General features: G+C 66.9%; 12 protein-coding genes. 7 read left to right on the plus strand and 5 right to left on the minus strand.

Annotation, left to right across the window (positions count from 1 at the left end; genetic code table 11):
* The 3 genes from J2X34_RS19620 to J2X34_RS19630 form a co-directional block, all read right to left on the minus strand.
* Positions 1-572, minus strand: a 572-nt coding sequence (locus J2X34_RS19620) for a DUF222 domain-containing protein (RefSeq protein WP_429519282.1), incomplete at its 3' end; no start/stop codon positions are given.
* 289 nt (positions 573-861) lie between these two features.
* Entirely contained in the window at positions 862-1515 is a 654-nt protein-coding gene (locus tag J2X34_RS19625; RefSeq protein WP_114724583.1) for a hypothetical protein, read from the minus strand.
* A gap of 275 nt (positions 1516-1790) precedes the next feature.
* Complete coding sequence (locus J2X34_RS19630; protein ID WP_114724584.1) at positions 1791-2120, minus strand: hypothetical protein; 330 nt, start codon at positions 2118-2120, stop codon at positions 1791-1793.
* Positions 2121-3252: 1132 nt separating this feature from the next.
* Between J2X34_RS19630 and J2X34_RS19635 the strand changes: the two genes are divergently transcribed.
* A complete protein-coding gene (locus J2X34_RS19635) occupies positions 3253-3621 on the plus strand; it encodes a leucine-rich repeat domain-containing protein (RefSeq protein ID WP_429519284.1) in 369 nt (122 codons plus the stop codon).
* Between the two features lie 376 nt (positions 3622-3997).
* Here J2X34_RS19635 and J2X34_RS19640 read toward each other — a convergent pair whose 3' ends face one another.
* Together J2X34_RS19640 and J2X34_RS19645 are read right to left on the minus strand one after the other, a co-directional pair.
* A complete protein-coding gene (locus tag J2X34_RS19640) occupies positions 3998-4936 on the minus strand; it encodes a hypothetical protein (RefSeq protein WP_114724586.1) in 939 nt (312 codons plus the stop codon).
* A gap of 495 nt (positions 4937-5431) precedes the next feature.
* Positions 5432-6781, minus strand: coding sequence for a lipase family protein (locus tag J2X34_RS19645; protein WP_114724058.1), 1350 nt, complete (start codon positions 6779-6781; stop codon positions 5432-5434).
* A 269-nt stretch (positions 6782-7050) separates the two neighbouring features.
* Between J2X34_RS19645 and J2X34_RS19650 the strand changes: the two genes are divergently transcribed.
* The 6 genes from J2X34_RS19650 (at position 7051) to J2X34_RS19675 (ending at position 16029) form a co-directional block, all read left to right on the plus strand.
* The gene (locus J2X34_RS19650) at positions 7051-7332 is read left to right on the plus strand and encodes an acylphosphatase (protein WP_114724059.1); all 282 of its coding nucleotides are present in this window, start codon (positions 7051-7053) and stop codon (positions 7330-7332) included.
* Positions 7333-7354: 22 nt separating this feature from the next.
* Positions 7355-10960 (plus strand): chromosome segregation protein SMC, encoded by a 3606-nt coding sequence (gene smc, locus J2X34_RS19655; protein WP_429519287.1) that lies wholly within the window; start codon positions 7355-7357, stop codon positions 10958-10960.
* Positions 10961-11040: 80 nt separating this feature from the next.
* The gene (locus J2X34_RS19660) at positions 11041-11574 is read left to right on the plus strand and encodes a glutathione peroxidase (RefSeq protein WP_114724105.1); all 534 of its coding nucleotides are present in this window, start codon (positions 11041-11043) and stop codon (positions 11572-11574) included.
* A 128-nt stretch (positions 11575-11702) separates the two neighbouring features.
* Positions 11703-13208: a signal recognition particle-docking protein FtsY gene (gene ftsY, locus J2X34_RS19665; RefSeq protein WP_114724061.1), complete on the plus strand. Its 1506-nt coding sequence runs from the start codon at positions 11703-11705 to the stop codon at positions 13206-13208.
* A 195-nt stretch (positions 13209-13403) separates the two neighbouring features.
* Positions 13404-14564, plus strand: coding sequence for a phosphodiester glycosidase family protein (locus J2X34_RS19670; protein WP_181818935.1), 1161 nt, complete (start codon positions 13404-13406; stop codon positions 14562-14564).
* A gap of 205 nt (positions 14565-14769) precedes the next feature.
* Complete coding sequence (locus J2X34_RS19675; RefSeq protein ID WP_114724106.1) at positions 14770-16029, plus strand: ammonium transporter; 1260 nt, start codon at positions 14770-14772, stop codon at positions 16027-16029.
* The last annotated feature ends 30 nt before the right edge of the window (positions 16030-16059 follow it).

The following is a 16059-nucleotide window of genomic DNA, read 5'->3' on the forward strand; positions in this document are numbered from 1 at the left end:
ACGCGCCCGTTGAGGGTTTTGGAGGCGTGGAGTTCGTTGCGGTCGGTGTCTTCGCTGGCGGGCAGTTCGTCGGATTCGAAGATCCGCTCGAGTTTGGCGATGGTGCCGCGCAGGGTGTCGGTGGTGGCTGTGGTGCCGGTGGCGCAGTCGAGCAGCACGTTGCGGCAGGAGTCGAGGGCTTCGTCGGGCATGCCGCGGGGTGGGCGCTCGCAGAATTTGGCGATCAATCCGGCGTGGTCGGCGGAGATGCGGCCGCCGTCGAAGGCGTCGGCGATCTCGGGTTGGCGTCGGAGGGCTTTGCCGAGGGCGAGGATCCGGGCGGCGGCGGGTACTTGGAGGAGGGTCGTCGATGCGAGCCAGAGTTTGACGCTGCGGAAGCCGAGGGTGTCGAACGAGATTGCGCGCTCGTCTATTTCGGCGACAGCGGCGACGCGGAGTGTTTCGAGGCGTTCGATCTCGCGGGAGATGGCGACCGCGGCGGCGAGGAGTTCGGATTCGGGGAGTCGGCGCACATCCTCGGCGTGCAGCGGTAAGGCAGCTGCGCCTGGTTCGATGATTCCCCCCGGATTCATGCTGCAAGTCTATTTCGAACTGATGTTCGAGTCAATGGTTATCTCCTGCGTCAGACTTTCCGGCAGGGTTCCGGCGTTCGATTAGCACCCAGCCCAGCACCTGGCCACCGGTAGCCGGACGTGGTCGGCAACGGTAGAGAAGGTGCGCGAACAGACGTCCGGAGCCAGCGGATTGGTCGCAGAAGTGCACACGTCGAATGCGGCCACCGCCGGGCATCCACGACCGGTGGGCCGAATCATCGGCAACATCAGCCGCAATTGACCGCGGTCGAGACCTCTACGGCGGACGTCATGTTCGTTGAGCGGGCCGGGTAGCGGCGAGTTCAGCTGCTTGCAGCACTTCCGTGTCGGTGAGCTCGGCGAGGAGCGGGGATGGGGGAGTGCTCGCGGCGAGGTTGTGGCGGAGTTGGAACATCAGGCGCGGCACGTCGACTGGTGGGTCGATTCGGTGGTAGGGCCGAGGGTCGTGGGGCTGTCCGGGTTGCCAACCCCGCAGGAATATCACCTCGCCGGGTTGGGTGGTCCACTGCTCGACGACATCTCTGTGATTGCGGGACGCATGGATCGCGAACGTAGCGGTGCCCTGCAGGGTGATGATCGCGATGTACGACGCGTAGTAACGCTGGTCGCGATGGGGTGGAATCCCGTTGCCGCCTGGTAGGTAGCGTTGGTAGCTCGCCTCGTTCGGAGCGAAGGCGCCGAGGCCTGCAGCGCTCGCAGCGTCGCCGATCCATCCGCTCGCTCGGCCCGGCGCGCGGTCCTGGTGTTCGAGTGAGGTCATGGCGAAGGCGCCACCGACGTGAGCGTGAGGTGTCGTGAAAGTGTGTCGGCCCGCGTCTGCGATAAGCGCGGCGCGCAGGTCCTCAGGAAACTCGCTCCGCGTCACGCAGAATCCGTCGCGTGCTAAGCGAATCGCGTCGAGCACGTGCGAGGTGTTGTGCATTGTTTGCTTCCACTCTGGTCGCTGACACCGCGATTCTGTTGGGATTCGAGCCGGCACACGAACGGCCGGAGACGCAGTTGCGGGCGGCTGTAATCATGCCAGATTCTTGACGCAAGACAGCCGTTTCGTGCGGCGGCGGGGAGACGCCGGCTGAAATGAAAGGCGCCCCACCTCGTCATACGTCGACGGGTGGGGCGTCTTTCGTTGTTCTACGTCTCCGGCGGCTGGTATTGGCCATACAGGCCGATGTCGTCACCAGCAAGTTAGTGCTGGTCCTAGCATTCGCCCTTTGCGGCGGCCTCGACGGCCTTTCGGATCTGTTCCTGATCGGACTTGCTCAAGTCGTCCCAGTCATCAACGCGAATGCCCTGACTCGGGTCGCCTCCGGTGACCGTGACGCTCTCCGCCCCAAACTGCACAGTCCAGCCAGTCTGATCCTTCATGGTCGCCATGAAGTCGTCGGCAGCCTTCTGTGCATCCCACGACTCTCCCGTGCTCTCTGCGAACTCACGAAGCGAGGCGAATGACTCAGCAATGTCCTCGCATGTTTCGTCGTAGAGGGCCTGCCCGGAGGGGGCCTTCCCGGAGGAAGTTGCCTCGGCCACTGCGCTCGAGGTGGATGCGGCGGGTTGCTTAGAGGCAGTCGATGTGGGGGAAGCGCTCGTGTCCGAATCGTTCGAACTGCAGCCGGCGACGAGAAGGGCGGTTGCTGCGATTCCTACCAGTAGCGTGCGTCTCATGGGTCTATGGGTAGCAGACGAAGCCGACAAATCGGTCCGGTTTGTGGCGGTTCTCGTGGCAGATCACATACGGGCGTTGGCCGAGAGCTCGTCTGCCCCGACTCCCGGCCGATCGCGATATCGGCGGCTATGAAGTCGCGCTCGCGGGGGTGGCATGGCGGGGCGTGCTGCGAAGAGGCAGGCTGTGGCGGAGGGTGCGTACTTGGCCCAGTGGTGATCGCCGGCCAGATTCTTGACGCAAGACAGTTATCGTGCGCCGAGATTTGTCGCCGGGCGCAGCAGCAACGTACGCGTCCACACTGGTCGAGTGATCGCGGTGTGGGTGGCGAACACCGAGATGGCGAACCTCGGGGGGCTTCGGCGAGGAAACTGAAACCAGATCAAGCGATGGCGCGGCCTCGCTACTGGATACGAGATACGAGATACGAGATACGAGATACGAGATACGAGATACGAGATACGAGATACGAGATACGACAAGCATGCAGTCATCTACCGCACCGCGGTTGTGAACGGACACCGTAGTTGGCAATTTGACAGCTAGTTGTCACAGTTGACACCGTAGTTGGCAATTTGACAGGTAGTTGTCAAAGCGGCACGAACCCCGATCCCGCGGGTGCAGTTCCTCACGGAGGTCATCGGCCCCGAAAACCAGGGTGGCGTGACCCGCCGGACCATGTCCCGAACAAGCGAAGGATCGGAACGATGAGCCCGAGACGTAGCGTGCGTCGTGGGGCGGCTGGTGTGGTTGCTGCGGTGAACGCGCAGCTGGGCCGTCCGATCTCGACACCTCTGGATGCTGAAGCCATCGCCCGGACTGAGTTTCTCGAGCTTGATCAGCTGCCCGTGGCGGACTTGGCCCCGTTGTCCGAACTGTCGAACCTGACCGAACTGCGATTGCACGGGGAGGTAGTGATCGAATCTTCGCCCGCTGTCGACGCTGACCGCGTTGCAGAGGCTCGACCTGCGCTGGTCGCCTGTGCGGGAGGTGTCCCCGTTGGCGGGCCTGAACGGTCTCACCCACCTCTACCTCAGCGCAACGCAAGTCAGTGATGTATCCCCGCTTGCCGGTCTGACCGGACTGGAGTTTCTGGATCTGCGCTGGACGCCACTCCGGGACGTCGACCCCCTGGGGGGCCTGAGCGGCCTCACCTGCCTCAAACTCGCGGAGACCGAGGTAGTCGACGTGGCTGCGCTGGCGGGCCTGACGGGCCTGACCTGGCTCGACCTCGAGGGGACCTCGATCACGGACGTCTCGCCACTGGCCGGCTTGCCGCATCTGGGAATGCTCGAACTCTCCGGATCAGACGTCACAGATGTTTCATCACTGCGCAGCATGGCCAACCTGACCATCATCGACGGGTGAGTGGACGGAAGGACGACTAGGTGCGCCAGTGCAAGCCGCTCGTGCCGTCTCCTTGTCATGGACCAGTCAGATTTCGGGTAGGCCGTTGAACAGCTACACCTGGCAGACATCGAGCTCTGAGACGTCGACGGAGTGCGCGGGCTGACGACAATGTCTCGCGGGTCAGCCTGGCCGTCGGCCGTGGACCGCATCCGACGAGATCCAAGGCCGCCTTGGGAATCAGACAGAACTATTGCCAACTTCGATGACCACGATCGCACCCTGGCGTTGACACGCTAGTTGTCACACCGCAGGTCAGGGCTCCGGGATTTGCCAACTTCGTTGGCAGTTCACAGCGGTCGTCCTCAACGCCGTCGTCGCCTGTACATAGGAGTTGTCAGTCACAGTCCTTTCCTTCGTTGAGGCGCACGACGAGGGTGAGTCGACCGGCTGGCGTCCACGCGCCGACGGCGACGTTCCCCGAACCCAGATGCGTGAGGCTTTCGATCTCTCCCTCGTCGCCGAAGTCGATCGGCAGTGCGATGCGTTCGGACGAGTCGAAGTTCTCGTCGGCGACGATCAATGCGTCCTCGGTCGCGTACACGGCGGCTCGGTCGTCGTTGATCCAGCACCCGGCGAGCCCGAAACCGTACGCGGCGTCGACGTCACTCGCGTCGAGCCGTGAGATCTCCTTCAGATCAGGCCACGACAGCATCCGTACGGTCTGCGGATCGCTTGGATACGGGGTGACAAGTAGCCTCGCGCCCGACGGACTGAAGCCCGCGATCACGGGATCATCTCCTGCGAGGATCTCGGTCAGATGTAGGCGTGATCCCTCGACATCGACGCGGAACGCGAGAACGCCATCCTGCCCCATGGCGAGCTCGAGAATCGCCGTATCTTCGGCAGGATGCGGATACAGGAAGGCGCGAGCATCGTCGGCGTCGATCGCCTGGTCGTCGAGGATCGCCCCGGTCGCGGAATCGAGCGCGAGCAGCCGGTGCCTCTCGCCGTCCGGGACAGCGACGACAAGTAGACCGCCCAGGAGCGCAGCCGCGTCGGCGGGTATTCCGGGCACCGTGACCACTTCCTCTCCGGCGATGACGAGCCCGCCGGCGGAGGCGAGTATGAGCAGATCGAGGCTGGACGCCGCAAGGACGCAGACGTCATCCTCCAGAGGGAGCTCTCGCTGCGAGTTCTCGGCGAGTCTGTCGTCGAGAAGACGCACTGCACCGTCTCGCCACAGCGCGAAAGTCAGACGCCCACCCGCCTCGCCGGCAAAAACGAGACCCGACATCGGGTCCAGGACGTCGATCACGTCAGCGGAAATGAGCATTCGATCACTGTATCGAGCACGGGCGGTCATCGACTGGACAAAGGCTTTGTCAGACACGACCTAGTGGGGGGTGTCCCTACCCGGTTCGCAAGGCGGCTGCGTTACCGGAAGCGGACTGATATGACTGCACTCTCGGTATGAGGCCATTGGGTATGAACATGCAGTTTTGGGAGGTATCGGCGCTCTTCCGGCATCTGAGGAACTATCTCGTGAACGCCCGTCGATTCTTCGCAGGGTGGCGTGTCACCGAGATTCCGAGCACCGAACACCCTCATCCTGAAGACCGCTGAACGACCTGTTCGGTCCCAAGTTCGAATTCGCTGGGCCGGCCTTCGAGTCGTCCTCCGAGTCGATGCTCGTGTAGTGGCCGACCGGCGGCCGGACGTCATCGCATTCGATATCTGACGGAGGCTGCTCGGGTTGGTGGTCGGCGTATCGGAGGTCTCTGACGACGTCGAGTGCGACCCCGCTGTTCTGCGGATGTGATGCGACAGGTCAGGGGTTGGCGTGTTCTTGTGGCGCAAGGGAATTCCCGGGTGCGATGCTCGCGCAGTTGGACGGGGCGGGCTTACCGTCGAATCGGTCGTTGATCCAGACGAGGGCGCCCGGTAGCCAGAGCGCGCCGCCGGGGGAATGGCTGATGGTGTCGTACTGGTCGTACTGAACAGGCAGTCCGGCGTCGCAGTATCTGATGGCGAGGCTACGGACATCTCCCGTGACCATGATGCCGTCACCCGCTCCGATACCGGGGCCACCCGGTTGGGTGCCCTCGAGGGTTCCGTTGGCTGCCTGAGCGATGAACATCGGGATCGTGGGTATCGGCGCGGTACCCATGTTGATCCGGTTGACGGCATCGACGTACTCGGGAATCGAGTTGGGATCCGCGTACTCCGGTTTGACGAGATCCTGCCAGGTCAGGCCGGGATATTGCCCGATCACATTGCTGATCGACGCGTCGTCCAGTCGAGCCATGACCTCACGTCCCCGGTCGCTGAGATACGGGCTGAAGTCGATGTCGTACGAACGGGCCACACCGACCACGCCCATTCCGACAACACCGCCCCATCCGATGCTTCCGCTGGCGTATCGGAGATTGTTGACCGGATTGACGAGCACGCCGCCCTGGGCGGCACCGATCAGATCGTCGTTGATATCCGGTGCATATTCGGGCGCGAGGATCGATGCCCAGTTGGTGGCGATCGCACCACCGGAATACCCCATCAGGCCGATCTTGGCGTCGTCGGTGATTCCGGTTTCGGGAACGTTGCGGGCGGCGCGTAGGGAATCGAGGGTCATCATGCCGTACTCGGGTCCGGCAGCGAAGTGCGCATCCGGACCCTCGGTATCGGCGACGACGATCGTGTAGCCCGCCGCGAACAATGGGCCGAACACGGCCGTTTCGACGGAGGGGAGTGTGCCGCCGATGTTGGGGTTGCGCCCGCTGGGGGTCACACCACCGATCGTGATGTCGCCGGCGATTGCTCTCGACGGGCCGTCCTCAGGGTTCAGCGAGTCGTAGAAGGACTGGTAGGAAACGACTCTGTTCGGCTGGGCATTCTCCGGTCGCAGGATCGAGGTCACATTTGCGGACGGCTGCCCGAGGGCGTCGGTCGATCGGTAGAGCACCTGCACTGCCTGCACCGGTGTCGGGACGTTGACCACGTGGTACGGCACGCTGCGTGTCTTGAGAACCGCACCAGGCTCGTAGGACGCCAATGGTGCGGTGCCGTCATATCGGTAGAAGGGGTCGCCCGTTGGTTCTGCGAGGGCGGCCGGCGCCGCAGCACACGTCAGTGCAACAGCGAGTAGCGCTACGGCGGTGCGTGACAGGCCCCTTGGCGACATGCTCAACCCCCACTGGAATGGGCCACGTCTGACCATGTGGCCGCGACATGACGACCACGATATATTTGCTGATCAGTAGCGTGGCGTGAATCGACCACTGTGATCACTTCGCATCGCAACGCTCCGCGGGTCCGGTAGGACTGATCCGGCATTGCAGACGACGGGCACTGCGGACCGGTGGCCGGCATGGGGGTTCTCGGGATGGGGCGCGGCCGAGCCGATGGCCCGCACGTCCGCAGGCTCACGGCGCCCGTCGGATAATTGCCGTCATGAGTCCCGACACCGAACGCCTCACCGCCTGGGTCCACGGATATGTCCAGGGTGTCGGATTCCGGTGGTGGACCCGGGCGCGCGCCCTCGAACTGGGTCTGTCCGGCCATGCGACCAATCACGTCGACGGCCGGGTGCTCGTGATCGCCGAGGGGCCGCGCGATGCGCTCGAGCGGCTCCTGGCGCTGCTGCGGTCGGGGCAGACGCCGGGCAGTGTGACGCTCGTCGTCGAGCACTTCGGCGCGGCACGCGGGGGCCTTTCCGGGTTCGTCGAGCGCTGATCCGCCGGTAGAGTCCACCGTCATGCACCTGAAGAGTCTGACGTTGAAGGGCTTCAAATCCTTCGCGTCTGCCACGACTCTGCGGTTCGAGCCCGGCATCACGTGCGTCGTCGGCCCCAATGGTTCGGGCAAGTCCAACGTGGTCGACGCTCTCACCTGGGTGATGGGCGAGCAGGGCGCGAAGGCGCTGCGCGGCGGCAAGATGCAGGACGTCATCTTCGCCGGTACCGCCGGCCGCGCGCCGCTGGGTCGCGCCGAGGTGACGCTGACGATCGACAACTCCGACGGCGCGCTGCCGATCGAGTACTCCGAGGTATCCATCACGCGGCGCATGTTCCGCGATGGCGCCGGCGAGTACGAGATCAACGGCAACTCGTGTCGGCTGATGGACGTGCAGGAACTGCTCAGTGACTCCGGCATCGGCCGCGAGATGCACGTCATCGTCGGTCAGGGGCGGTTGTCCGCGATCCTCGAATCCCGTCCGGAGGACCGGCGGGCGTTCATCGAGGAGGCCGCGGGTGTCCTCAAGCACCGCAAGCGCAAGGAAAAGGCCGTCCGCAAGCTCGATGCGATGCAGGCCAACCTCGCGCGGCTCACTGACCTCACCGCGGAGTTGCGTCGACAGCTCAAGCCGCTCGGCCGGCAGGCCGAGGTGGCCCGGCGAGCGCAGAGCGTGCAGGCGGACCTGCGCGACGCGCGCCTGAGACTGGCCGCCGACGACCTCGTCACGCGGCGCACCGAACTCGCCAGCCAGACGCACGACGAGAAGCTCGCCCGGCAGCAGCAGGAAGCGGTGCAGGCCGCGCTCGAGGCGGCCACCGCCGAACTCGGTGGGCACGAGCAGGCCCTCGCCCGCCTGACACCGCAGGCCGAGGCCGCGGGCCAGACATGGTTCCAGCTGTCGGCGCTGGCCGAACGGGTGAGTGCCACGATCCGGATCGCGCAGGAGCGGGCGCGTCATCTCGACGCCGAGCCGGACGCCGGTCGCGGACAGGATCCGGACGAGATGGAGGCCCGCGCCGAGCGGATCGCGCAGGAGGAGGCCGAACTCGTCGCGGCGGTCGAGATCGCGCGCGCCACCCTGGAGGCGGCCCGCGAGCAACTCGCCGAACGTGAGGAGGCCGCTGCCGACGCCGAGCGCGCCCACCTCGCGGCGGTGCGGGCGATCGCGGACCGACGTGAAGGACTGGCCCGGCTGTCGGGGCAGGTCGACACATTGCGGACCCGGGCAGAATCCGTGGACGCTGAGGTCGCCCGCCTCGACGTCGCGATCGACGAGGCCCGACAGCGCGGGGACGCGGCGCAGACCGAGTTCGACGCCGTCGAGGCCACGGTCGACGACCTCGACGCCGGCGAGGTGGGTCTGGACGGCCACCACGAACGTGCCGTCGCGGCACTGACTCTCGTGACCGACCGGGTCACCGAACTGCAGGCGGCCGAGCGTGCCGCGGGCCAGGAAGTGGCGTCGCTGAAGGCTCGGATCGACGCCCTGTCGATGGGTCTCGAACGCCAGGACGGTGGCGCGTGGCTGCTCGAGCATCACGCTGACCTGGGCCTGACGGGTGTGGTGGCCGAGTTGATCCGCGTCGACGCGGGTTTCGAGGCTGCCGTCGCCGCCGTCATGGGCCCCGCGGCCGACGCGATCGTCGCGGAGTCCGCCGCTGCCGCCGCGAGTGCGGTGCAGGAGCTCAAGGCCGCGGACGGCGGACGGGCCGCAATCGTCTTCACGATCGAAAACCGCGGTAGTACAACACGTCCCACGCTGACGGGGACGGCGAAGTGGGTTGCGGACGTCGTCGAGTGTCCCGAGTCGGTGCGCTCCGGGATCACGGCGCTCCTCGCGGGCGTCGCGGTTGTCGACTCGCTCGACGACGCCACCGAACTGGTGCGGGCGATGCCGTCGGTGCGTGTGGTGACCCGCGACGGCGACCTCGTCGGGGCCGGCTGGATCACCGGCGGCTCGGACCGTCGGCCCAGCACGCTCGAGGTGCAGGCCGCGATCGACACCTCCGTCGCCGGCCTCGAGGCCGCCGAGCGGCGTGCCGAGGAGTTGACGGCGGCGCTCGCCGGCGCGGTCGCCGAACAGGCCGATCGGGCCGAGGTCACCGAGCAGGCCCTGGCCGCGCTGCACGAGTCCGACGCCGCGCTGTCCGCGGTCTACGAGCAGTTGGGGAGGCTGGGGCAGGTTGTCCGGGCCGCGCACGCCGAATCCGAGCGGCTCGTCGCGCAGCGGCTGAAGGCGGAGACCGGCCGGGACGAGACCCTGGCGTCGCTCGCGGAACTCGAGGGACGGTTGCGGCGGGCCGAGGAGGAGCAGTCGGGTGGGGATCCGGCCGATGCCGACGGTCCCGACGCCACCACCCTCGAGCGTGAAGCAGCCGCCGCGGCTCTGACCGAGGTGCGCGCGGTCGAGGTGGAGGCACGACTCGCGGTCCGCACCGCCGAGGAACGTGCGGAATCCGTTCGCGGCAAGGCAGATTCGCTCCGCCGGGCGGCCCAGGTCGAGCGTGAGGCCCGAGCCCGCGCGGAACGGGCGTTGCAGGCCCGGCAGACCGCGGCCGCTGTCGCGGCCGCCGTGGCCGACGCCGGTGGACGGATCGCGGGACGACTCGAACGGGTGGTCGCAGCGGCCGCCGCCCATCGGGACGAACTCGCCCGCCTGCGCGCCGCTCACACCGAACAGGTCGAGGCCGTCCGGGAACAGGTCCGGCAGCTCACCGCGCAGATGGCGTCGCTCACCGACGCGGTCCACCGCGACGAGGTGGCCCGCGCGCAGGCCGCGCTGCGGATCGAACAGCTCGAGCAGACGATCCTCGAGCAGTACGCCATCGCACTCGACGACCTGATCGCCGAGTACGGGCCCGACGTCCCACTGCCGCCCACCGAGCTCGAGATCGTCGAGTACGAGCAGGCCCGCGAGCGCGGGGAGCAGGTCACCAGGCCCGCGCCGATACCGTACGACCGCGCGACGCAGGAACGTCGCGCGAAGCGGGCCGAGAAGGACCTCGCGACGCTCGGCAAGGTCAACCCGCTGGCGCTGGAGGAGTTCGCGGCGCTCGAGGAGCGCTACAACTTCCTGTCCACCCAGCTCGAGGACGTGAAGAACGCGCGCAAGGATCTCCTCGGCGTCGTCGCCGATGTCGACACCCGCATCCTCGAGCTGTTCACCGAGGCCTACGCCGACGTCGAGCGCGAGTTCGTCGAGGTGTTCGCGAAGCTGTTCCCCGGCGGCGAGGGCCGCCTGGTGCTCACCGACCCGTCAGACATGCTCACCACCGGCATCGAGGTCGAGGCCCGGCCACCCGGCAAGAAGGTCAAGCGGCTGTCGCTGCTGTCCGGTGGCGAGAAGTCGCTCACCGCGGTCGCGATGCTCGTCGCGATCTTCCGGGCCCGGCCGTCGCCGTTCTACGTCATGGACGAGGTGGAGGCCGCACTCGACGACACCAACCTGCGTCGACTGATCGGTCTGTTCGAGCAGTTGCGGGAGAAGTCGCAGCTGATCGTCATCACGCACCAGAAGCCGACGATGGAGGTGGCCGACGCGCTGTACGGCGTGAGCATGCGCGGCGACGGCATCACCACCGTGATCTCGCAGAGGCTGCGCGGTCAGGACCTGGTCGCCGGGTGACGCCGGAACCTTCATCCACGTGCACGCGACCGCGTGTCCGCACTCGATAACACTCGATGAGTAGACGAATGGGAGAACCGATGAACGCCCACGATTTCCCGGTGAAGACCGCGGACGGAACAACCGAGGATCTGAGTACCTACAAGGGCCGGTTGCTGCTGATCGTCAACGTGGCCAGCAAGTGCGGACTGACCCCGCAGTACGAGGGGCTCGAGGCGCTCTACGGGGCGAACAAGGATCGCGGGCTTCAGGTCGTCGGGTTCCCGTGCAATCAGTTCGGGGACCAGGAACCCGGCGACGACGCCGAGATCCAGCAGTTCTGCAGCGTCAACTACAACGTCACCTTCCCGGTGTACGCCAAGCTCGAGGTCAACGGCGACGACGCGCACCCGCTGTTCACGTACCTGCGCGCCGCCGCCCCGGGCGACTTCGGACCGGACCACGGATTCCTCTACGAGCACGTCAGCAAGACCCGTCCCGAGGCGATCGGCACCGACGAGGTGAAGTGGAACTTCACGAAGTTCCTCGTCGACCGCGACGGCGAGGTCGTTCGCCGCTTCGAGCCGACCGTCACCCCCGAACAGATCGCCGAGGAGATCGCCGGACTGCTGTAGAAGGCGCGCCGCGGCGGCACGTGACACCCGGGGATCGGATCCTCGGGTGTCACGTGCGGATCGCCGCCCCGCGTCGCCTCTCTTGCCCGGACACGTCACAGCCGCGAGCAGCCTGACAGGATGTTGGGGTGACTACCGGAGCCTGGATAGCAATAGCGGCCGTACTGGCCGTCCTTGTCGTTGCGCTCGTCGTCGGCCTCACCATGGCCCGACGTCGCCGCATCAGCCTGACCGCGCCCGAAAAGCCGGAGCTGACGGAGCAGCCGAAGGACCGTTCGGGCGGGTATCAAGCCGGTGGCGGATTCAACTTCAGCCAGGGGCCGACGGCCACCGCGCCGCCGAAGGTGCCCCCGGCCGCGCCGAAGACGCCGCCGGCAGCACCCCCGGTGCCGCCGGCCGCGCCGCCCGTTCCTCCGACGGCGCCCCCCGTCCCGCCGGCCGCGCCCGCACCTGCCCCGGAGCCCACGCCGCCGCCCGCCCCCGAGCCCGTCGCGGAGCCGGAACCCGTCGTCGAGCCCGAGCCCGCCCCCGCGGCGGAGCCGGTCGTCGAGGAGAAGCCGGTCGTCGCGCCGGTCGCGGAGCCCGAGCCGATTGTCGAGGAGAAGCCGGCTGTCGAGGAGAAGCCGGCTGTCGCGCCGGTCGCGGAGCCAGAGCCGGTCGTCGAGCCCGAACCTGTTGTCGAGGCCGCCCCCGCGCCGGCGATCGAGGAGATCGAACCCACCGAGGGCCGTCTGGACCGCTTGCGCGGTCGTCTGTCGCGGTCGCAGAACGCGGTCGGCAAGAGCCTGCTCGGCCTGCTCGGTGGTGGTGACCTCGACGAGGATTCGTGGGAGGAGGTCGAGGACACCCTGCTGATCGCGGACCTCGGCACCGCAACGACGACCAAGGTCGTGGAACGTCTGCGTGAGCAGATGGCGGCCCGCGGCGTGCGCAGCGAGGCCGATGCCCGCGCGCTCCTGCGCGAGGTGCTCGTCGAGGAACTGCGCCCCGAGATGGATCGCTCCATCCATGCCTTGCCGCACGGTGATCATCCCGCGGTGCTGCTCGTGGTCGGTGTCAACGGCACCGGCAAGACCACCACGACCGGCAAGCTCGCCCGCGTGCTGGTCGCCGACGGCCGCCGTGTCCTGCTCGGTGCCGCCGACACGTTCCGTGCCGCGGCAGCGGATCAGCTGCAGACGTGGGCCGAGCGGGTCGGCGCCGAGGTGGTGCGCGGCAAGGAGGGCGGCGACCCGGCCGCGATCGCGTTCGACTCGGTTGCCAAGGGCATCGAGGACGGCGTCGACGTCGTCCTGATCGACACCGCCGGCCGCCTGCACACCAAGACAGGCCTCATGGACGAGCTCGGCAAGGTCAAGCGTGTGGTCGAGAAGAAGGCGGCCGTCGACGACGTCCTGCTGGTCCTCGACGCCACCGTCGGGCAGAACGGCCTGATGCAGGCCCGGGTCTTCGCGGAGGTCGTCGACATCACCGGCGTCGTGCTGACCAAGCTGGACGGCACCGCGAAGGGTGGCATCGTGTTCCAGGTCCAGCACGAGCTGGGCGTTCCGGTCAAGCTCGTCGGCCTCGGCGAGGGTGCCGACGATCTGGCGCCGTTCGAGCCGGGGGCGTTCGTCGACGCACTTCTCGGATAGCCGGTTTCGTCCGGTGCGCCGATCCCTTCCGTCCGCGTTGTCCGGACGGGGGTCACGACGACGTAACGGATGACATGCACTCGGACAACGGGCCTCGGTAGAGCGATCTACTGGGGCCCGTTGTTCGTGACGTGTCGGGGGAGTCGAGCGCATCCGCGTTGCTCGGTCACGAGTTCACGCTGGGGGAGGCGCGTAGTGCGAACCGTCCGGACCTTTCTGACCGCCGCGGCAGGGGCCGTTCTCCTGGCCGGATTCGTGGGCACCGCCCCCGCGTCGGCCGACCCGTTCACCGATGCCCGGGCGCGGCTCGACGGCGCCGTCGCGGCAGCCGGGGGCAGCCCCGTCGTCTACCAGTTCGGCCCCGACTTCCGGCTGCCGATGCAGCGTGCGGACGGCAGCGTCTACGACATGGGCACCGACAGCCGGCTGATCGTGATCCCGGGGGCCTCGCGGTCACCGCTCACGTCGGAGTTGCTCGTGGATCGCAAGGCCGGTGACTCGTTGCGATGTGAGGCGACGCCCACCGCGGTCGCCGGTGGGATCCAGCAGACGTCGGAGCTGTACCCGCCCGTCGATGCGTGGAACCGCATGGGGCAGCCCGCAATTGCGATCAACACCAACTTCTTCGATGTGCGCCCGCAGTCCGAAGGCACGAGTTGGGCACGCAGCGGGTGCTCGTCGCCGCTCGGGACGTACTACGACACTCACCTGGCGACGCGGAGCCTGGATTTCTCGAAGTTCTGGGACCGGTACTTCGTCGGGTCCGAGGGCCTGAGCGACGGTGCCGGGCAGGTGTGGTCGCCGCTGTCGACGTTCTTCGTCGTCGACGACAACGTCGCGGGACTGCCGATGCCGGTGTCGTTCGAGCTGCACGACGCCGAAGGCCCGTTCAGCAACGAGGAGACCAGACGGCGGGTCGACCAGTTGGAGTTAGGCGGGCGCGAGTTCACGGCGTTCGCGGGCATCAAGCTGCGTGGGCCGGCCGGGGAGTTCCAGTTCGTCGACAACCCGATCCGACGCGCGGCCCGAACCGCCATCGGCTACAACACTGCTCGCGACCAGTTGTACATCCTGCAAGGCGGATCGAACGAGCCGGACGGTTTCACCCTCGGGAACGTGCAGGATCTGTACCGGGCGCTCGGCGCCGACCTGGCCGTGGGGCTCGACGGCGGTGGATCGTCCGCCCTCGTGGTGAACAAGGCGGCGGGAATCCCTTGGGCAGGACAGGGAATCAATGCCGGAATCGCCCCGCTCGGCTCCTGTCCGGAGGCCCCGGATGCGTACTGTTCGCCGGGTCCGAAGCGTCCGGTTCCGGGGTGGTTGGGCGTCGATATGCGCGAGCAGTTGGGCTCGTAACGGGCAGGATCCTCGCGAAAACTCCCTGATGAAACGTGCCCGCAACATAGTCTGGCCATGCGTTCACCTACGCGAAACAGCCGAGAGCCCTGCCGGAAACACCGCGTGACCACTCTTCTCCATGACGACGTGCTGCCCGGCGCGCGAGAGGGAGGTTCTAGTGAGTCCCGAGGAAGTGTTGGCGAGCTCCGGCAACGCCGCATGGATGCTGATGGCCGCGTCGCTGGTGCTGTTGATGACACCCGGCGTCGCGTTCTTCTACGGCGGGATGTCGCGGTCCAAATCGGTCCTGAACATGATGATGATGTCGTTCGGGTCCATGGCCGTGATCGGCGTCATCTACGTGCTGTGGGGCTGGTCGATGTCCTACGGGACCGAGGACATCGGCGGGGTCTTCGCGAACCCGTTCGAGTTCTTCGGCCTCAAGGACAGCATCACCGACGCCGACGGCAACTTCATCGCCGGCGCATGGGGTTACCCGAATGTCATCGATATCGCGTTCCAGGTGACGTTCGCGATCATCACCACCGCGCTCATCAGCGGCGCACTGGCCGAGCGCGTCAAGTTCGGCACGTGGATGGCGTTCTCCGCGTGCTGGGTGACGGTGGTCTACTTCCCGCTGGCACACATGGTGTGGGGCGGCGGGCTGCTCTCCGGCTCCGAGAACGGACTGGCCGCCAAGATCTTCGGAACCATGGACGACGGTGAGGGCGGTCTGGTCGCGCAGGTCGCACCGATCGACTTCGCCGGCGGCACCGTGGTCCACATCAACGCCGGCATGGCCGCATTCGTGCTCGCGGTCATCGTCGGCAAGCGGATCGGCTTCGGCAAGACCGCGTTCCGTCCGCACAACCTGCCGCTCGTGATGCTCGGCGCCGCGCTGCTGTGGTTCGGGTGGTTCGGATTCAACGCCGGTTCGGCCTTCGCCGCCGACGGTGCTGCCGGTCTCGCCTGGGTCAACACCACCTCGGCCACCGCGGCCGCGATCCTCGGCTGGCTCGCCACCGAGCGGATCCGCGACGGCAAGGCGACGAGCCTGGGTGCGGCATCGGGCGCCGTGGCCGGTCTGGTCGCGATCACGCCGGCGGCAGGTTCTCTGAGCCCGGTCGGTTCGCTCGTGCTCGGCGCCATCGCCGGCATCCTGTCCGCCCTCGCGGTGGGCCTGAAGTACAAGTTCGGCTACGACGACTCGCTCGACGTCGTCGGTGTCCACCTGGTCTCCGGCCTGTGGGGCACGGTCGCGATCGGATTCTTCGCGACCAAGACCGGGCTCTTCTACGGCGGCGACTACAAGCAGCTGGTGATCCAGATCGTGATCGCCGCCTGTGCGCTGACCTTCACCGCAGTTCTCACCGCGGTCATCGCCTTCGCACTCAAGCCCCTCGGATGGCGGGTGTCGAAGGAGAAGGAAGCACGCGGAATCGACGAGGGTGAGCACGCAGAAACTGCATACGACTTCGCCTGACGCGATACTGAAGGAAAGTGAACATCGGGC

This window comes from Rhodococcus sp. BE178, assembly GCF_050433545.1.
Lineage (GTDB): Bacteria > Actinomycetota > Actinomycetes > Mycobacteriales > Mycobacteriaceae > Prescottella.